This window comes from Halocynthiibacter namhaensis, assembly GCF_000812685.1.
GTDB lineage: Bacteria > Pseudomonadota > Alphaproteobacteria > Rhodobacterales > Rhodobacteraceae > Halocynthiibacter > Halocynthiibacter namhaensis.
On sequence record NZ_JWIF01000056.1, the window covers coordinates 164,942 to 184,497 of the forward strand.

Consider the following 19,556-nt stretch of genomic DNA (forward strand, 5'->3'; position numbering starts at 1 on the left):
GGAAAATGCTATAGGATTTCTATGAACAAAACAGCTGGCCATATCAGCGCAGAGTCGCAACTATACCCAAGCAGCGAGCCGTTCGATCGGCGCACGCTTGATGTGGGTGATGGGCATCAGATCTATGTTGAACAATGCGGGCGACGTGATGGCATTCCTGTGATTGTTGTCCATGGCGGGCCTGGCGGCGGATGCAGCCCGATTATGCGACGGTTTTTCAATCCAGAGAAATACAGGGTGATCCTGTTTGATCAGCGCGGATGTGGGCGATCGCGTCCCTTTGCTTCGGTTGAACACAACACGACATGGCATCTGGTTGCGGATATGGAAAAGATCCGCAAAACCCTTGAAATAGACACCTGGTCTGTCTTTGGTGGCAGCTGGGGCGCGACGCTTTCGCTGGTCTATGCACAGACCCATCCTGACCGGACGGATAAGCTGTTTTTGCGCGGGGTATTTCTGGCGCGCAAAGCCGAGTTGGACTGGTTTTACGGCGGTGGGGCTGGCAAATATTGGCCTGAGCTGTGGGAACGCTTTGTTCATCTTGTGCCAGAGGGTGAGCGTCATGATTTGATGGGCGCATATCATCGGCGTTTGTTTGGTGATGATCGCGAGGCGCAAAGTGAATTTGCAATGACCTGGGCGGTTTGGGAAAACGCGCTGGCCTCTATGGGCAACAATGGCACGCCTTATCAGGTGCCGCAGAATTACGCTTTGGCGTTTTCGCGCCTTGAAAGCCACTATTTTGTGAATGGTGCTTTTCTGGATGAAGGGCAGATTTTGCGTGATATGCATAAAATTCATCATATCCCCGCGACGATTGTTCAGGGGCGTTACGATATGATTTGCCCGCCGACCTCAGCTTGGGAGCTGGCAAAGGGCTGGAATAATGCAAACCTTACAATGATCCCCGCGGCAGGCCATGCATTGTCAGAACCAGGGGTGATGCGGGCACTGGTTGATGCCACGAATGCTTGGACGAATGATGCGCGTTGGGTGTATCTGTAAGGTTGGGCCTTGCAGACTCAGATTATTATGCGTATATGGTCTTTAACAGCGGCGCGCTGGCTTCCAAAACCAGCGCCCACCGGAAATTGCAACGGGCCGCGCGCCCGTTTTTTTGTGTTCTGACATCAGGGGAAAACCGTGTCTGATCTTATAGCTAAAGCTGCGATTGATCGTCGCCTTTTAGAACTGCTTGAACCCACTATCACTGATATGGGGTTTGAAATCATCCGTGTGCGCCTGATGAGTGGCAATGTCGCCACGCTTCAGTTGATGGTCGAACGGCCTGATGGCGGTATCGATGTGGATGAATGTGCGCGGGTTTCGACCGCCGTATCTGCGATTATGGATGTCGAAGATCCGATCATTGATAATTATTCATTGGAAGTATCAAGCCCAGGTATTGATCGCCCACTGACCCGTCTGAAAGACTTTGATAACTGGAATGGTTACGAAGCCAAGATGGAAACCAGCGAATTGATCGACGGGCGCCGTCGGTTCAAGGGCACGCTTGCGGGTGTGGAAGATGGCGAGGTTCTTATCACGCTTGATGCGACCAAAACCACTGAACCCGTTACCATTGGTCTGAAATTTGAATGGCTGTCTGATGCCAAGCTGATTTTGACCGACGAGTTGATTAAAGAAATGCTGCGCCAACGTAAGGCCGCTGGCATTGTTGACGAAGACCAATTTGACGAAATCCAAACCGACAACGGTTCTGAGGAGGACTGAACATGGCGATTACCAGTGCAAACCAGCTGGAGCTGCTCCAAACTGCTGAGGCCGTTGCCCGCGAAAAAATGATCGACCCCGGTCTGGTTATTGAAGCGATGGAAGAAAGCCTCGCACGGGCGGCGAAATCCCGTTACGGCGCGGAAATGGACATTCGTGTTTCTATTGACCGCAAAAACGGTAAAGCGACCTTCACCCGTGTGCGCACGGTTGTTGAAGATGATTTGCTGGAAAATTACCAAGCAGAGCTGACCGTTGACCAAGCCAAGCAATACACAACTGATCCTGCGGTTGGTGATGAATTGTCTGACGAAGTTCCACCTGTGGAAATGGGCCGTATTGCGGCGCAATCTGCGAAACAGGTGATTTTGCAGAAGATTCGCGAAGCTGAACGTGATCGTCAGTTCGAAGAATTCAAAGATCGCGCTGGCACCATTATCAATGGTCTCGTGAAACGTGAAGAATACGGCAATGTGATTGTTGATCTGGGTGGCGGCGAAGCCATCTTGCGTCGCAACGATAAAATCGGCCGCGAAAGCTATCGCCCGAATGACCGTGTACGTTGCTATATTAAGGACGTGCGTCGCGAACAGCGCGGCCCACAGATCTTCCTGTCCCGTACTGATCCGCAATTCATGGCGGAACTGTTCAAAATGGAAGTGCCTGAAATCTATGACGGCATCATCGAAATCAAAGCGGTGGCACGTGACCCAGGGTCTCGCGCGAAAATCGCTGTGATTTCCAATGATGGTTCCATTGATCCGGTGGGTGCCTGTGTTGGTATGCGTGGTTCACGTGTGCAGGCTGTTGTGAACGAACTTCAGGGCGAAAAAATCGACATTATTCCTTGGAATGATGATCAGCCAACCTTCCTTGTAAACGCGTTGCAGCCTGCTGAAGTGACCAAAGTTGTTTTGGACGAAGACGCAGAGCGCATCACCGTTGTTGTGCCTGATGAACAATTGTCCTTGGCGATTGGCCGTCGTGGCCAAAACGTACGTTTGGCCAGCCAGCTGACTGGCTTGGACATCGACATCATGACAGAAGCAGACGAATCTGAACGTCGTCAGGCCGAATTCTCTGTGCGCACCAAACTGTTTATGGCAGCTTTGGATGTGGATGAATTCTTCGCGCAATTGCTGGTGTCTGAAGGCTTCACCAATCTCGAAGAGGTTGCTTATGTTGAAGTGAACGAACTTCTGGTGATTGATGGCGTTGATGAGGGCACTGCGGGCGAACTGCAAACGCGCGCACGTGAATATCTCGAAGCAGAAAACCAGAAATCAATCGACAAGGCCCGTGAATTGGGTGCTGAAGACAGCTTGTTCGCTTACGAAGGTTTGACACCACAAATGATCGAAGCTTTGGCTGCTGATGGTGTGAAAACAATCGAAGATTTCGCAACCTGCGCCGATTGGGAACTTGCTGGTGGCTGGACTGTTGTAGATGGGCAACGCATTAAGGACGACGGTGTTCTTGAGAAATTTGATATTTCTTTGGAAGACGCACAGAACCTTGTGATGACCGCACGTATTCAACTTGGTTGGGTTGATCCGGCAGATCTGGAAGCTGAATCTGATGAAGATGCGGATCTCGCATCCGAGGAGGCCGAGGCCTGATCTCAGGTCTCGGAGCGCTGATATGGCACGAGGTGGCCGCATAAAGGATCGTGATGCATCTGAACGTCGATGCATTGCGACTGGAGAAACCCAGCCTAAGGCCGGGTTGATCCGTTTTGCTGTTGGGCCTGAGGCACAAATCGTGCCGGATGTGCTTGAAAAGCTGCCCGGACGCGGCATATGGGTGTCGGCAGACCGTGACGCGCTGGATAAGGCGGTTACAAAAGGACTGTTTTCCCGTGGTGCGAAGCAGAAAGTTCAGGTCGCTGATGATCTGGTCGATCAGTTGGAAGCTGCTGTGCAGCGTAATCTGATCAATCTGCTTTCACTGGCGCGCAAGGGCGGCTATGCGGTGCAGGGATATGAGAAAGTTAAGGGGATGCTCGCCAATGAAATGGCGGATGTCTTAATTCAGGCCTCTGACGGGTCTGCGCGCGGAAAATCCAAGCTACGTCGACCGGAAGGCGACGACAGTTTCATCGGTTTTTTAACCGGCCAGGAATTGGGTTTGGCTTTCGGGCGGGAAAATGTGATACATTGCGCGCTTGCGGCTGGCGGACTCACGCTACGTGTAGTAGAGGAAGCCAAACGCCTGTATGGCGTGCGCGGAAACGGCGGTGACATGGGGTCACCGGAAAGGTTTGAGACCACATGAGCGATAATGACGGCAAAAAGACACTCGGCGTTCGGAGCGGACAGCCTGGCAATGTAAAGCAAAGCTTTAGCCATGGCCGCACGAAAAGCGTTGTTGTGGAAACGAAACGCAAACGCGTTGTCGTGCCGAAGCCCGGTGCGGCTAAGCCAAGCGCTGCTGGCGGCGGCGCAGGCGGCAACCCAGCACGACGCCCCGCGGGCATTTCCGATGTGGAAATGGAACGCCGTCTGAAGGCGGTTCGCGCTGCGAAGGCGAATGAGGCTGCGGAAGCTGAAAAGCGCAAAGCTGACGACGAAGCCCGCGAAGCACAACGTGCAGAGCGCCGTGCTGAGATTGCTGCGAAAGAGCAGGAAGAAATTGACCGTGCTGAACGTGCTAAGGCGAAAGCCGAAGAAGAAGCGCGCAAGGTCGAAGAAGCTGCAGAAGCCAAGAAACGTGAAGCTGCTGCTGCGCGTGCTCCGGCTGCGGCCCCTGCTGCTGCAAGAGCAGCGCCGGCTTCAACGCCTGCGGATGCTGAAGCTGCGGCTGCACGCGGTCCAAAGCCATCGTCTGCACCACGCAAAACAGAGCGTGAAACACGTCAACCTAAGAACAAAGGTGGCCAGAATGATGGTCGTCGTTCCGGTAAGCTGACACTGAACCAGGCACTGTCTGGTGGTGAAGGTGGACGTCAACGTTCCATGGCTGCGATGAAGCGTAAACAAGAACGCGCACGTCGTCAGGCGATGGGCGGTACGGTTGAGCGCGAAAAAGTTATCCGCGACGTTAAAGTCCCAGAGGCAATCGTTGTTTCTGAGCTGGCGAACCGCATGGCGGAACGTGTTGCTGATGTTGTGAAATCACTCATGAAAATGGGTATGATGGTTACGCAGAACCAAGCGATCGACGCTGATACTGCGGAACTGATCATCGAAGAATTCGGCCACAAAATCGTACGTGTTTCTGACGCGGATGTGGAAGATGTGATCGACAGCATCACTGACAAAGACGAAGATCTTAAAGGTCGTCCGCCTGTGATCACCATCATGGGCCACGTTGACCATGGTAAGACTTCGCTTTTGGATGCGATCCGTAAGGCAAAAGTTGTTGCTGGCGAAGCTGGCGGCATTACGCAGCATATTGGTGCGTATCAGGTGACCACCGACACAGGTGCGGTTCTGTCTTTCCTTGATACCCCTGGCCACGCGGCGTTTACGTCTATGCGGTCTCGTGGTGCGCAAGTGACTGATATTGTTATCCTTGTGGTTGCTGCGGATGATTCCGTAATGCCACAAACGATTGAGGCCATTAACCACGCCAAAGCGGCGAATGTGCCAATGATTGTTGCGATCAACAAATGTGACCGTCCTGCGGCTGACCCAATGAAAGTGCGCACTGAACTGCTGCAACACGAAGTGATCGTGGAACAGATGTCTGGTGAAGTACAAGACATCGAAGTGTCGGCGCATACTGGCCAAGGTCTTGATCAATTGCTTGAGGCCATCGCGCTTCAGGCTGAGATCCTTGAACTGAAAGCCAACCCTGATCGTTCCGCTTCTGGCGCTGTGATCGAGGCCCAGCTTGATGTTGGTCGCGGTCCTGTTGCCACTGTTCTGGTTCAGAATGGTACGCTGCGCAAAGGTGATATCTTTGTTGTGGGTGAACAATGGGGCAAGGTTCGTGCATTGATTGATGATCAAGGCAAGCGCGTTGATGTTGCTGGTCCTTCTGTTCCTGTTGAGGTCCTTGGCCTGAACGGCACACCAGAAGCTGGTGATGTTTTGAACGTTGTGGACACCGAAGGTCAGGCGCGTGAAATCGCTGAATATCGTGCCCATGCTGCGAAAGAAAAACGCGCGGCTGCTGGTGCTGCGACGACATTGGAACAGCTGATGGCGCAAGCCAAAGAAAGCGAAACCATGTCAGAGCTGCCAATCTTGGTTAAAGCTGACGTACAAGGTTCTGCTGAGGCAATCGTTCAGGCGATGGAAAAAATCGGCAACGATGAAGTCCGCGTACGTGTTCTGCATCACGGTGTTGGCGCGATTACAGAATCTGACATCAGTCTTGCTGAGGCATCCGGCGCGCCGGTTATGGGCTTTAACGTGCGTGCAAACGCATCGGCTCGTAACACTGCGAACCAAAAAGGCGTCGAAATTCGCTATTATTCCGTGATCTACGATCTTGTGGATGATGTGAAAGCGGCTGCTTCTGGTCTGTTGTCTGCTGAAATTCGCGAGAAATTCATCGGTTATGCACAGATCAAAGACGTCTTCAAAGTGACTGGTGTTGGTCGTGTGGCTGGTTGTCTGGTGACTGAGGGTGTTGCCCGTCGTTCCGCTGGTGTGCGTTTGCTGCGTGACAACGTTGTGATCCACGAAGGCACGCTGAAAACACTGAAACGCTTCAAAGACGAAGTGAAAGAAGTGATTTCTGGCCAAGAATGTGGCATGGCGTTCGAAGCTTATGACGACATTCGCGCAGATGACGTGATCGAAATCTTTGAGCGTGAAGAAATCGAACGTAACCTCGAATAAGATCTAGTTTGCGATAGAAACAATACAAAAAGGGGGAGAGACGGTAATATCGTCTCTCCCCCTTTTTATTGGATTAATGCGTTTCTGCGGATATTATGCGGCACGCGGCACAATAGGTGCGCCTTTGAAGTCTTGCGTGCCAACGCGTACAACGATGCGCCCGTCTGTCAGGGCACGCACAAAGGTGCCCTGTACGGAAACGCAGCTGCCAAGTAGGATTGTCCGAACCATTTTATAGCCCCCAGGCTTTGATTTAGATAAACGCTGATGGATACCGGGAAAATTTTACTAGATGTGTTGAACGATAACGAAGGCGTCACAACCTGTAAATATATTCATTACAGCCAGTCGCGTATAAGTGGTATCAAGGGAACGTCTGCGGGTGGCATTGGATAGTCGCGAAGATCCTTTGACTTCACCCACTTAAGCGTTTGCCCTTCGCGTGGTTGCACTTGTCCAGCCCACTTCCGGCAGGCGAAAAGTGGCATTAAAAGATGGAATTCATCGTAAGAATGGCTGGCGAAGGTCAACGGGGCGAGGCATGATTCCCATGTCTCGATCCCAAGTTCTTCGTGTAATTCGCGAATCAGTGCGATTTCGGGTGTTTCGCCGGGCTCAATCTTGCCGCCCGGAAATTCCCAGAGGCCCGCCATGGATTTGCCTTCAGGGCGTTGGGCCAACAGAATGCGCCCTTCGACGTCGATCAGCGCAACGGCGGAAACAAGAAGGGTCTTCATGACCGATAATCCGCGTTGATTTCGATATATCGCTTGGTGAAATCGCAGGTCCAAACAGTGTCTGTCGCCGCGCCAAGGCCCAGATCGACCTTGATGACAATGTTTTCGCCTTTCATATGGGCGGCACCGCTTCTTCGGAATAGCTCTCTGCGACCCAGCCTTTTTCAGCGACCAACACGTCACCAAAGTGAATAGACAGCAGATCGCGATCCGCATTTGCGCCTGATTTTCCAACGGCCATCACGATACGGCCCCAATTGGGATCTTCGCCTGCGACGGCGGTTTTCACCAAGGGGGAGTTGGCAATAGCCATGGCACAACGGCGTGCATCTGACTGGGTTTCTGCACCAGTCACTTGAACCTCTATGAATTTTGTTGCGCCTTCCCCGTCTTTGACCACCTGATGTGCCAGGTCGCGCATGACGCCGTGCAAAGCCATGCGGAAGGTGTCGTAGTCGCTTGTGCCCTCTAGGATCTCGGCAGCGTCTGTCTGGCCCGTGGCGGCCAAAATCAAACTGTCTGAGGTCGATGTGTCGCTGTCGACAGTAATGGCGTTGAATGTGCGGTCGGTTAGGTCTGACAGCAATTTTTGCAACAAGGATTGCGCAATTTTCGCGTCCGTAAAGATATAGACCAACATCGTCGCCATGTCGGGTGCGATCATGCCAGAGCCCTTGGCGATACCTGCGATTTTCACGCCGGATGGCGTTTGCGCGGCGCAACCCTTGGCAAATGTGTCGGTGGTCATGATGGCGTCGGCGGCGTCTTTGATGCCACTTGGGGACAGGTTTTTCGCCAACTCGCTGATCTTAGATGTAATGCGATCATGGGGCAGGCGTTCACCAATCACGCCGGTGGATGCGGTGAAAACGCGGTTTTTCGGAAGGTCACATTCTTGGGCGACAGCGGCGCAAATTGCATCCACAGCGCCTTCTCCTGCAATACCAGTGAAGGCGTTTGAATTGCCCGAATTGACGATAATGGCAGCGCCAGTGTCTTGATTGCCGCCGATTTTCGCCTGACAATCCAAGACATTGGCAGAACGGGTGGCAGATCGTGTAAACACGCCTGCGACCGCAGTTCCTGGTGAAAGTTCCGCCAGCATCACGTCTTTTCGCCCCGCGTATCGCACCCCGGCCTCAACGGCGGCAAAGCGCACGCCTTTGATTTCAGGAAGGGTTGGAAAGCCGTTTTTTGGTGCCAGCGGAGAGATCATGTGCTTAGTGCTCCATGTTAAAGGAAGTTGAGGACAGAAGATCAGGTGTGATTGCTTCGTCTTCTACACGTGTGATGGTTGCGGCTTCGGTCAATGCGGTGATTGCGGCCTCAACGACGGATTGTTCAACTTCTGCCGCCAATTCATCGCGCACGTCTTCCAGTGCCGGCGCATCTTTCAGGCGCGTTTCGTCTAGTTTGATCACATGCCAACCAAATTGTGTTTCAACCGGGGCTGAGATGCCGCCGACTTCCAATGCGATCACGGCTTCTTCAAAAGAGGGCACCATCATGCCTTTGCCGAACCAGCCAAGTGCGCCGCCGTTGGGGCCAGATGGACCTGTGGATTTTTCACGCGCGAGTTCGGCGAAATCTTCGTCGGCTTCCAAACGTGTTACAAGGGCTGTGGCCTCTTCTTCGGTTTCGACCAGGATATGGGCGGCGTTGAATTCTGTTTCGGGCGCAGCGCCTGCGTATTGTGCGTTATAGGCGTCTTCCACGGCGGCATCGGATACACCGGCTTCGATTGCGTGGCTGATGGCGAGGCCTGCCAGAATGGCACGGCGTTCGTTTTCGATAACCAGCTGGGTTTCTGCATCAACGTCTTCAACAGAACCGGACAGAACCGTCTGCTGGATCAGCTGATCCAAGATGCCCTGAAACAGAACATCGTCAGGCAGTTGTTGGTATTGCTCGGGCAGGTTACGTTTTGTCGCGATCATGTGACCAAGCGTTATTTCGGTGCCGTTGACAGTGGCGATGACGGTTGATGCGTCGGGACCTTCAGCAAAAGCAGGGGTGGAAAGCGCGCAAACAAGCGCAGTTGCGGTCAAAAACTTAGTGCGAAAAAACATCTGTTGTTCCTTTGAGTTCCACGCAATGCGGCGTGACGTTGACACATGCCGGTCGCCCCCTTACATCACCATTGGTCAAGGGGGTGTGACACATTCTGACAAACCTTCTATGGCGCGGCGCGAGGCTGTTCAAGGCAGCATGTGTCGCAGTTTTATCACGAAGACATCAGGCGGAGAAAATATGCTCGGACTCGGAACAATTACCAAGAAAATTTTTGGTACCCCGAATGATCGTAAGGTCAAAGCAACCCGCGTGATTGTCGCAAAGATTAATGCGCTTGAGCCGGATTTTGAAAAATTATCTGACGCCGAGCTGATCGAGAAAACGCATGACTTGCAAGCCCGTGCAAAAGGCGGTGAAAGCCTTGATGCGCTGCTGCCCGAAGCCTTTGCCAATTGCCGCGAAGGGGCGCGCCGCGCCCTTGGTTTGCGGGCGTTTGACACGCAGCTGATGGGTGGGATCTTCCTGCATCAGGGCAATATTTCGGAAATGAAAACCGGCGAAGGCAAAACCCTTGTGGCGACTTTCCCGGCCTATCTGAACGCGCTGACAGGCGAGGGCGTTCACGTTGTGACGGTGAATGATTACCTTGCGAAACGTGATGCCGAATGGATGAGCAACGTATTCGAAGCCCTTGGCATGACCTGTGGCGTGATCTTTCCGAACCAGCCTGATCATGAGAAGAAAGCCGCCTATAATTGCGACGTGACCTATGCCACGAACAATGAACTTGGCTTTGACTATCTGCGCGACAATATGAAATCAGAGCTGAACCAAATGTTCCAGCGCGACCATAATTTCGCAATTGTCGACGAAGTTGATTCGATCTTGATCGATGAGGCGCGTACGCCACTGATTATTTCTGGCCCCGCCGAAGACCGCAGCGAACTTTATGTCACCATCGACAAATTGATCCCGCGTCTGAATGATGATCACTACACGCTGGACGAAAAAACCCGCAATGTGACCTTCACCGAAGACGGTAATGACGCGCTGGAAGAGATCCTTCATCTTGAAGGCATACTTGAAAAAGATCAGTCGCTATATGCCCCTGAAAGCACCACAATTGTGCACCATGTGAACCAAGGCTTGCGTGCGCATAAGCTGTTTACATGTGACAAAGATTACATCGTACGCGGTCAAGAAATTGTTCTGATTGATGAATTCACCGGTCGCATGATGTCTGGTCGTCGCCTGTCAGACGGGTTGCACCAAGCGATTGAAGCCAAAGAAAATGTCACGATCCAGCCTGAAAACGTGACGCTGGCGTCGGTGACCTTCCAGAACTATTTCCGCCTGTACGACACGCTGTCTGGTATGACCGGAACGGCCCTGACCGAAGCAGAAGAATTTGCAGAAATTTACGGCCTTGGCGTGGTTGAAGTTCCGACAAACCGTCCGATTGCGCGCAAAGATGAACATGATGCGGTCTATCGCACGGCCAAAGAAAAATTCGATGCGATCGTTGAAGAAATCAAAACGGCGCATGAGGCCGGTCAACCGACACTTGTGGGCACGACCTCTATTGAGAAATCTGAATACCTGTCGCAACTGCTTGATAAAGCAGGCGTAAAGCATAATGTTTTGAACGCGCGTCAGCACGAACAAGAAGCCCAAATTGTGGCCGATGCTGGTAAGCTTGGCGCTGTGACCATCGCGACAAACATGGCGGGTCGTGGGACCGATATTAAGCTTGGCGGCAACGTCGAATTTAAGATCATGGAAGCCATTGCCGCGGACCCGGACGCAAATCCAGACGAGCTGCGCACAAAAATCGAAGAAGGCCATAAGGCGGATGAAGAAGCTGTGAAAGCGGCGGGCGGTCTGTTTGTTTTGGCAACGGAACGCCACGAAAGCCGCCGGATCGACAACCAGCTGCGCGGTCGTTCCGGTCGTCAGGGTGATCCTGGTCGTTCTGCATTCTTCCTATCTTTGGAAGATGATTTGATGCGCATCTTCGGATCTGAACGCCTAGACAAAATGTTGTCGCGCCTTGGCATGAAAGAAGGCGAAGCGATTGTGCACCCTTGGGTGAATAAGTCGCTCGAAAAGGCCCAAGCAAAGGTCGAAGGTCGCAACTTTGACATTCGCAAACAGCTGTTGAAATTTGATGACGTGATGAATGACCAGCGCAAGGTAATCTTTGCACAGCGTCGTGAAATCATGGAAGTGCAGGACCTGTCTGAGATCGTGCAAGACATGCGTCATCAGGTGATTGATGATTTGGTCGTTCAATTTATGCCGCCAAAATCATATGCGGATCAATGGGATACCCAGGGTCTTTATGGCGCGTGTATAGAACATCTTGGTATCGATGTTCCGGTGATCGAATGGGCTGCAGAAGAAGGTGTGGATGATGATGACATCCGGGAACGTCTTGAAAAAGCAGCGGATGAGTTCATGGCCGCGAAGGCTGCGAAATTTGGCCCTGAAGCCATGCGCAACATTGAAAAACAAATCTTGTTGCAAACAATCGACGGCAAATGGCGTGAACATTTGTTGACCTTGGAACACCTGCGTTCGGTTGTCGGTTTCCGTGGTTATGCCCAGCGTGATCCACTGAACGAATATAAAACTGAAAGTTTCCAGCTGTTTGAAACACTTCTGGACACGCTTCGTGAACAAGTCACCCAGCAGTTGGCGCAAATCCGCCCTCTGACGGAAGAAGAACAAGCCCAGATGCGCGCGCAATATGAAGCGCAACGTGCGGCACAGCTTGCGGCAGCCGGAATTGCGGCACCTATTGCTGCGACGGCAACCCCGGCTGAGGGATTTGTCGAAGAGGATCCTTCCACATGGGGTGAACCTGCGCGCAATGACGATTGCCCATGTGGATCGGGGAAAAAGTTCAAACATTGCCACGGTAAGCTTTCCTGATCACGAAGGCCGCCGGGGCATGATGCGAACGGAATGGAAAACGCGACTGCTGCTTTGCCTTATGTATCTTTCAGGGCAAAGCATAGCATTCGCGGGTGATGCGGACATGTCCTTTCCATTTCCAGAGTTTGTCCCATCTGACCTGCAAGCGCCGTCTGCGATGGCGCCTATGCCGGATCATGCAGACTTGGATTTCGTCCGGCGGAATTACAGCGCATGGGGTGTATCCTGCGAGATCAACGCAAAAGTGACGCCCGTTGCTGATGCGATGTTGCGCCTCGAAGTAAGCACACCATGCCAACGCGGCGGGCGAGTGGATGTCGTTTGGTCGCATGTTTCAGCCAGCTTCCTGACGTCGGTCACCGGGGTTTTGGATGTGACTTTGCCTGCCTTAGAAGCCCAAACCACCGTGCGACTGAGGTTTGAAAATGGCACACAGATTGAGAAAACCGGCGTTCATGAAGACGCGGAAGATTTCGAACGCGTTGCGATAACCTGGCGGGGAAATAGCCACGCTTCCTTAATTGCATTGCCTCTGGGGCGGTCGGGGTTTCGACGTGACGGTCAGAAGCTGCAGTTGGGGGACCGACGGATTACCGATGGGACCCGATCCGAGATTTATAGCATCAGACCGACGTTTGATCGGACTTATGGGGTTCGGTTGCATGTTGAGGTTTCCCCAAATAAAGACAACTGCGGGACCCAACAGACATTCAATGCCGTGCAAAAGGCGGCTCAGGGGGGCTTGGTGGCCATACCCGTAAGCTTTCAACTGCCTGACTGTGGTGGTGGGCAGAGCGTTCTTGTGATGGAAAATGTGTTACGCGATCTGGCGTTTGAAAGGAATTAAGATGATCAGATGGGTGTCACGCGCGTCACAACGCAGTTTGGTCGTAGCCACATTGCTTTTATGTTTCACTGCGATGAAGGTTTGGTCGCAAGACGTTGCACTGACCTCTGCTGACGGAACGTTAACCGTTGAAGGCCGTTTGTTAAGTTTTGATGGTGAATATTACCAGATCAGATCTGCCTATGGCGATTTGACGTTGGACGGCAGCGGTGTGCATTGCCAGGGCCCAGGTTGCCCCTCGGTGAACGCGTTTATCGCAAAGGCCCGGATCGTCGGAGCGACCGCGTTGGGGGAAACTCTGATGCCGGTTTTGATCGAAGGATTTGCAAGCCAAGAAGGGCTGGACTTGCGAAGGGTGGAACGCGCCGCAGACGATTTTTCGCTGGAGTTGATGAATTCGGACACGGGCGAAGTCGTCGCGGAGTTTCAATTTGAGCTTTCCGACACATTGACAGGTTTTGCGGCATTGGAAGTCGAAGAGGCGGATTTTGCACTTGCGCGGTTTGCTTATGAGGGAACGAAATTCGGCACACCAAGGGTGCTTGGTTTGGACGCTGTGACATTTTCGGTTGCCGCAGATAACCCAATGCGTGCGGTTCCGCTTGATGTTTTGACCCAAATTTTGCGCGGTCAGGTTGAAAACTGGGCTGAATTGGGTGGACCAGACTTGCCTTTAATTGCGATGGGTGAAGTCGACGAAGTTGACGATCAATTGACCGCGACAACCGCGTTTATGGCCGAGGAAAGCCAAACCCTTTCGGGGCAAGTGGTTGATCGTGTGTCAGACGACAGTATTTCGATTGGCTTAACACGTCTGTCTGATCCTGGCGGTGCCGTTGCGTTGGGTTTGTTGGGTGGTTGTGGCGTGGGGTTTGTCGCATCGCCGCAGAACTTAAAGACCGGCGATTATCCCTTCGCGTCGCCGCAGTTCCTGTATCAAAGCGCAAATCGAAAGCCGCGAATTATACGGCAATTCCTGCGTTACCTTGCAACGGATTCCGCCGCACGTGATGCAGAATTCTCAGGCTTCGTTAGTCATAATTTGATTGAGATCCCGCTTGAGGCGCAAGGCGCGCGTATTGCCAATGCGGTGGTGCAAGCCGGGAATGATGTGAACCTGCAAGATTTGCAGGAAATGATGGCAGAGTTGCGTGATGCCCAACGATTGACTTTAACATTTCGTTTCCGCGCAGGGGCGGCACAACTGGATGTCTTGTCGAATGCAAATCTTGATGTGCTGGTTCACCACATCGAAACTGGGCGTTTTGACGGGAAAGAACTTGTTCTTGCCGGGTTCTCTGATGGCGATGGCGGCAGTGCGGCCAATCGAGGTATTGCGCTTAAACGTGCCCAGGCAATACGCTCGGCGCTGCTTGCGCGATCAGACCTGCTTAGCGCGAGTGATGTGACGCTGACGCCTATGGGGTTCGGCGAGGCGATGCCCTTGGCCTGCGACAGTTCTGAATTTGAGCGGCAGATCAATCGCAGAGTTGAAGTGTGGGTGCGTGATTTACCGCAATCCGAAAACTAGAGATACCCTTCAGCTTGAAAGCTAAGTTCGCAGCTTTTTCCGATGATCAAATGGTCGTGCAGTGTCAGTCCTAGAACGTTCGCGGCGTCTTGTATTTGATGTGTCATGGTGATGTCGGCTTCTGACGGGGTAGGGTCGCCGGATGGATGGTTGTGGACCAGTATGAAGGCCGAGGCGTTTAATTCTAGAGATCGTTTGATGATTTCGCGGGGATATACGGGCACGTGATTTACGGTGCCATTTGCCTGTTCTTCATCGGCGATCAAGACATTCTTGCAATCCAGGTACAGGACGCGAAATTGTTCGGTTTCACGATGTGCCATAGATGTGTGGCAGTAATCAATCAACTGATCCCAGCTGGATACAATCGGTTTTTGCATGATCTTTGAACGTGCCATGCGTTGGGCGGCGGCTTCGACAATTTTAAGTTCTTGGATCACAGCACTGGTGACACCGGGCACTTCAGCGAGGCGTTTGATCGGGGCTGACACAACGCGGTTAAAATCGCCGAACATATCCAGCAACCTAAAGGCCAGTGGTTTTACGTCACGACGTGGAATGGCGCGAAACAGAATGAGTTCCAGCATTTCATAATCGGGGACCGCATTTGCGCCGCCGTCAAAAAATCGCTGGCGTAGGCGTTTGCGATGATCTTTCAGATAAGATGGAACGCCAGATGGCGGCGTTGTTGTGACAACGGTTTCATCCCCCTCAAAAAGAGGCAGCGGCATTTCAGAAAAGTGACCAATGTTTCCCATATGTTCTTTATTTGATCGATTCGCTGAAGAATTCGTTAAATAAAATTTTTATGCATGAACATCGGGGTGGAAAAACGAAGGGCGTCCCGATGGAACGCCCTTGTTTATTAATTTTTCATCCCGTCCCAAAAGGTTTTCACCTGTGAGAAAAAGCTGGTGCTTTCCGGGTTGTTGTCTGCGGCGATCTCATCGAATTCGCGCATGATCTCTTTTTGACGGCTGGTGAGGTTCACCGGGGTTTCCACCGCCAGTTCGATATACATATCGCCCTCGCCACCACCACGCAGGCGTGGCATGCCTTTAGAACGCAGGCGCATCTGCCGGCCAGATTGGCTGCCAGCCGGGATTTTTACCCGTGAACGGCCGCCATCAATCGTTGGCACTTCAATGTCACCACCAAGCGAAGCTGAGGCCATTGAAACCGGGATACGGCAATAGAGATGTTCGCTTTCACGTTGGAAAATATCGTGATCACGGACCTCAATAAAGATGTAAAGATCGCCCGAAGGACCCCCACGTAAGCCTGCCTCGCCTTCGCCAGACAGACGAATGCGCGTGCCAGTTTCCACACCTTTCGGAATGTTCACAGACAGCGAACGTTCCTTTTCCTGACGTCCTGCACCATGGCAAGATTTACAGGGGTTGGTGATCTTTTGACCCGCGCCCTGACAGGTTGGACAGGTGCGTTCAACAGTGAAGAAACCCTGTTGTGCGCGCACTTTACCCATGCCCGCACAGGTCGGACAGGTGACGGGTTCAGCGCCGCTTTCAGCGCCAGTGCCGCTGCATTCACCGCAGGAAACAGATGTCGGCACAGAGATGGTTTTTTGCAAGCCACCCCAAGCTTCTTCCAAGGTCACACGTAGGTTATAGCGAAGATCTGAGCCACGTGTAGCGCGTGAACGCCCACGACCCGGGCCTTGGCCACCAAAACCGCCGCCACCGCCGCCGCCGAAGAGATCTTCGAAGATGTCAGAGAATGCAGAACCGAAGTCGCCTTGACCACCGGGATGGCCTCGACCACCACCACCGCCCATGCCACCTTCAAAAGCGGCATGACCGTAACGGTCGTAAGCGGCCTTCTTGTCGCCGTCTTTCAGAACTTCATAGGCCTCATTGGCCTCTTTGAACTGATCTTCAGCCTTTGGATTATCGGCATTGCGATCAGGGTGCAGTTCTTTGGCTTTCTTGCGATAGCCTTTTTTGATCTCATCCGCTGTGGCGCCTTTGGAAACCCCAAGCGTCTCATAGTAGTCGCGCTTTGACATTATATATCCCCTTTGGGAACGCAAAAGCCGGCCCGGACATTTCCAGGCCGGCTAAAAGAGCGAATGCCCTTAAGAAGGTTTTTTGTCTTCGTCGAGGTCTTCAAAGTCAGCGTCAACGATATCATCGTCGCCACCGGCCATTTCATCCGCACCAGCTGGCTCTTCTTCACCAGCTTCTTCAGCGGAAGCTTTGTAGATCGCTTCGCCAAGTTTCATTGCGGATTCAGTCACGTTTTGAACACCAGCTTTGATTTTCTCAGCAGCTGCATTCTCGTCGTCAAGATCGTCTTTCAAAGCAACAATCGCCAATTCAATCGCCTCAATGGTGGTTGGATCGACTTTGTCTTTGTGCTCTTCCATGGATTTCTCGGTGCTGTGGATCAGGCTTTCGGCCTGGTTCCGTGCTTCGATCAATTCCTTACGTTCTTTATCGGACTCGGCGTTTTCTTCCGCGTCTTTTACCATTGCTTCGATGTCCGCATCGGACAGACCGCCAGAGGCCTGAATGGTGATTTTCTGTTCTTTACCAGTGCCTTTGTCGGATGCACCAACAGATACGATGCCGTTGGCGTCGATGTCGAAGGTTACTTCGATTTGTGGCAGGCCGCGTGGCGCTGGTGGGATTTCTTCAAGGTTGAACTGGCCCAGGATCTTATTGTCCGCAGCCATTTCACGTTCACCTTGGAAACAACGAATGGTCACAGCGTTCTGGTTGTCTTCCGCAGTAGAGAAGATCTGTGATTTCTTGGTTGGGATCGTTGTGTTGCGGTCGATGAGACGCGTGAACACACCACCAAGCGTTTCGATGCCCAAAGACAAAGGTGTCACGTCAAGCAGAACAACGTCTTTCACGTCGCCTTGCAGAACGCCGGCTTGGATCGCTGCACCAGAAGCAACAACTTCGTCAGGGTTCACACCTTTATGTGGCTCTTTGCCGAAGAATTTTGTGACTTCTTCAACAACGCGCGGCATGCGGGTCATACCACCAACAAGAACAACTTCGTCGATGTCGCCAACAGAAAGACCAGCGTCTTTCAATGCTTCTTTACAAGGTTTGATAGACGCTTTGATCAGGTCACCCACAAGGGTTTCCAGTTTCGCACGTGTCAATTTCATAACCATGTGCAATGGCGCGCCGTCAGAACCCATAGAGATAAACGGTTGGTTGATGTCGGTTTGGCTGGCAGAAGACAATTCGATCTTGGCTTTTTCCGCAGCTTCTTTCAGGCGCTGAAGGGCCATTTTGTCTTTGGTCAGATCAACGCCGTTTTCTTTTTTGAACTCATCCGCAAGATAGTTCACGATGCGCATGTCAAAGTCTTCACCGCCAAGGAACGTGTCGCCATTGGTGGATTTAACTTCGAACAGGCCGTCGTCGATTTCTAGGATGGTTACATCGAATGTACCGCCACCAAGGTCATAAACCGCGATGGTTTGTGTTTCTTCTTTATCAAGGCCATAGGCCAGCGCCGCTGCTGTTGGCTCGTTGATGATACGCAGAACTTCAAGACCAGCAATTTTACCAGCGTCTTTTGTCGCCTGGCGTTGCGCGTCGTTGAAATACGCAGGAACGGTGATAACCGCCTGTGTCACGTCTTCGCCGAGGTATGATTCAGCGGTTTCTTTCATTTTACCAAGGATGAAAGCAGAAACTTGGCTTGGAGAATATTTTTCACCCTTAGCTTCTACCCATGCATCACCATTGCCGCCGTTGATGACGTTGAATGGCAGGTTTTTCAGGTCTTTCGCCAATGCTGGGTCATCGAAACGACGACCGATCAGACGTTTCACGCCGAAAACAGTGTTTTCTGGGTTGGTGACAGCCTGGCGTTTTGCAGGTTGGCCAACAAGGCGTTCGTCGTCTGTGAACGCGACGATAGATGGCGTGGTGCGCGCGCCTTCAGCGTTTTCGATAACGCGGGGCTGCGACCCGTCCATAATAGCGATACAAGAGTTTGTTGTACCGAGGTCAATACCAATGACTTTTGCCATAGTGTTCAATTCCTTCTCATAGGCGATATGATAGCGCCTGGACCCGTGAATAGGCATCCAGGTGCCGATCCCAATTTTCAGATCAAGGTGTTTGTTTGCTGTCGCGAAATGCGCAAGAAACGGGCAGCCCTGATCTGGCTTCGCAGGGTATATAAGGTTCACATCTTTATGCTGCAAGCGTTGAGAGCGTGGAAACGCATGAAAACACGAACAATACGGGCTTTTTTGCCAGGAAACTGGTAATATTTAGGTTAATAAGTAGAAAATGGCGAATTTGATGACTTCTGAAAATCCGATCTTGCGGCTGCGTGGTTTTGAAATTCACAAGATGAAGTGCTCGTCAGAAGTCCAGCAGGCGATCTTGTTGGATCTTCGAGAAATTGTGCAAAAAGCGCCGATGTTTACGCCAGAAATGGTTGGGGGGCGGAAGATGTCTGTTCGCATGACCTCTGCGGGGGATGTCGGTTGGTATTCGGACGTCGCTGGGTATCGGTATATGGCGGCTCATCCATCAGGAAAGGCCTGGCCCAACATTCCAAATCGGTTGTTGGATCTATGGGCGGCTGTGTCTGGGTGCGATCGCGCCCCTGACAGTTGTCTGATCAATTTCTATGGCGAAGGTGCGCGCATGGGGATGCATCAGGATCTTGATGAAGCTGATAAATCCTTTCCAGTCGTGTCCTTGTCGCTGGGGGATGAGGGATTATTTCGAATGGGGGGCGTAACGAAAGGCGGCAAAACAGATGCGATCTGGTTAACCTCTGGCGATGTGGTTGTGATGGGCGGAGATGCGCGTCTGGCGTGGCATGGGGTGGATAAAATCCGTTTTGGATCATCGCGGCTTTTGCCGAAAGCTGGACGGATCAATGTGACAATGCGTGTTGCGCGGTGAAAATACGCTTGCCCTCCGCAGGCTGTGGGTAAAATTGGTCATGCGTCGTCAAGG

At 52.3% G+C, this 19,556-nt stretch carries 15 protein-coding genes and 1 pseudogene; 9 read left to right on the top strand and 7 right to left on the bottom strand.

Annotated elements, in window-relative coordinates:
• Nucleotides 1-21 precede the first annotated feature (21 nt).
• From pip to infB, 5 genes are all read left to right on the top strand, one after another.
• The gene (gene pip, locus RJ38_RS08810; RefSeq protein WP_039018483.1) at nt 22-1,008 is read left to right on the top strand and encodes a prolyl aminopeptidase; all 987 of its coding nucleotides are present in this window, start codon (nt 22-24) and stop codon (nt 1,006-1,008) included.
• Between the two features lie 138 nt (nt 1,009-1,146).
• A complete protein-coding gene (gene rimP, locus RJ38_RS08815; protein WP_039018484.1) occupies nt 1,147-1,737 on the top strand; it encodes a ribosome maturation factor RimP in 591 nt (196 codons plus the stop codon).
• A 2-nt stretch (nt 1,738-1,739) separates the two neighbouring features.
• Nucleotides 1,740-3,356: a transcription termination factor NusA gene (gene nusA, locus RJ38_RS08820; RefSeq protein ID WP_039018485.1), complete on the top strand. Its 1,617-nt coding sequence runs from the start codon at nt 1,740-1,742 to the stop codon at nt 3,354-3,356.
• 22 nt (nt 3,357-3,378) lie between these two features.
• A complete protein-coding gene (locus RJ38_RS08825; RefSeq protein WP_039018486.1) occupies nt 3,379-4,011 on the top strand; it encodes an RNA-binding protein in 633 nt (210 codons plus the stop codon).
• Complete coding sequence (gene infB / locus RJ38_RS08830) at nt 4,008-6,527, top strand: translation initiation factor IF-2 (protein ID WP_039018487.1); 2,520 nt, start codon at nt 4,008-4,010, stop codon at nt 6,525-6,527. The genes RJ38_RS08825 and infB overlap by 4 nt, the downstream gene beginning before the upstream one ends.
• 93 nt (nt 6,528-6,620) lie before the next feature.
• Here the strand turns inward: infB and RJ38_RS19100 are convergent, their stop codons facing one another.
• The 4 genes and pseudogenes from RJ38_RS19100 to RJ38_RS08845 all read right to left on the bottom strand — a co-directional run bounded on the left by RJ38_RS19100 (nt 6,621) and on the right by RJ38_RS08845 (nt 9,333).
• Nucleotides 6,621-6,758 (bottom strand): hypothetical protein, encoded by a 138-nt coding sequence (locus tag RJ38_RS19100; RefSeq protein ID WP_202903878.1) that lies wholly within the window; start codon nt 6,756-6,758, stop codon nt 6,621-6,623.
• A gap of 107 nt (nt 6,759-6,865) precedes the next feature.
• Nucleotides 6,866-7,264: an 8-oxo-dGTP diphosphatase MutT gene (mutT, locus tag RJ38_RS08835; protein WP_039018488.1), complete on the bottom strand. Its 399-nt coding sequence runs from the start codon at nt 7,262-7,264 to the stop codon at nt 6,866-6,868.
• Nucleotides 7,261-8,480 (bottom strand): annotated as a pseudogene (gene argJ, locus RJ38_RS08840) (bifunctional glutamate N-acetyltransferase/amino-acid acetyltransferase ArgJ). The gene mutT and the pseudogene argJ overlap by 4 nt, the downstream one beginning before the upstream one ends.
• A gap of 4 nt (nt 8,481-8,484) precedes the next feature.
• On the bottom strand, nt 8,485-9,333 hold the full coding sequence (locus RJ38_RS08845) for a peptidylprolyl isomerase (protein ID WP_039018489.1): 849 nt from the start codon (nt 9,331-9,333) through the stop codon (nt 8,485-8,487).
• 181 nt (nt 9,334-9,514) lie between these two features.
• Here RJ38_RS08845 and secA point away from each other — a divergent pair, with 181 nt between their 5' ends.
• The 3 genes from secA to RJ38_RS08860 all read left to right on the top strand — a co-directional run bounded on the left by secA (nt 9,515) and on the right by RJ38_RS08860 (nt 14,592).
• Nucleotides 9,515-12,211, top strand: a complete 2,697-nt coding sequence (secA, locus tag RJ38_RS08850) for a preprotein translocase subunit SecA (RefSeq protein WP_039018866.1) — start codon at nt 9,515-9,517, stop codon at nt 12,209-12,211.
• Between the two features lie 106 nt (nt 12,212-12,317).
• Nucleotides 12,318-13,061 carry a hypothetical protein gene (locus tag RJ38_RS08855; RefSeq protein ID WP_156121814.1) on the top strand — a complete coding sequence of 248 codons (744 nt, stop codon included), beginning with the start codon at nt 12,318-12,320 and terminating at the stop codon, nt 13,059-13,061.
• A gap of 1 nt (nt 13,062) precedes the next feature.
• The gene (locus RJ38_RS08860) at nt 13,063-14,592 is read left to right on the top strand and encodes a phosphate ABC transporter substrate-binding/OmpA family protein (protein ID WP_039018491.1); all 1,530 of its coding nucleotides are present in this window, start codon (nt 13,063-13,065) and stop codon (nt 14,590-14,592) included.
• Here the strand turns inward: RJ38_RS08860 and radC are convergent.
• The 3 genes from radC to dnaK all read right to left on the bottom strand — a co-directional run bounded on the left by radC (nt 14,589) and on the right by dnaK (nt 18,610).
• Complete coding sequence (gene radC, locus RJ38_RS08865; RefSeq protein ID WP_238321670.1) at nt 14,589-15,323, bottom strand: RadC family protein; 735 nt, start codon at nt 15,321-15,323, stop codon at nt 14,589-14,591. The genes RJ38_RS08860 and radC overlap by 4 nt on opposite strands.
• 134 nt (nt 15,324-15,457) lie before the next feature.
• Nucleotides 15,458-16,618: a molecular chaperone DnaJ gene (gene dnaJ / locus RJ38_RS08870; protein WP_039018493.1), complete on the bottom strand. Its 1,161-nt coding sequence runs from the start codon at nt 16,616-16,618 to the stop codon at nt 15,458-15,460.
• A gap of 69 nt (nt 16,619-16,687) precedes the next feature.
• Nucleotides 16,688-18,610 (bottom strand): molecular chaperone DnaK, encoded by a 1,923-nt coding sequence (gene dnaK, locus RJ38_RS08875; RefSeq protein WP_039018867.1) that lies wholly within the window; start codon nt 18,608-18,610, stop codon nt 16,688-16,690.
• Between the two features lie 277 nt (nt 18,611-18,887).
• On the opposite strand from dnaK, the gene RJ38_RS08880 reads away from it, so the two are divergent.
• Complete coding sequence (locus RJ38_RS08880; RefSeq protein ID WP_039018868.1) at nt 18,888-19,502, top strand: alpha-ketoglutarate-dependent dioxygenase AlkB family protein; 615 nt, start codon at nt 18,888-18,890, stop codon at nt 19,500-19,502.
• Nucleotides 19,503-19,556 lie beyond the last annotated feature (54 nt).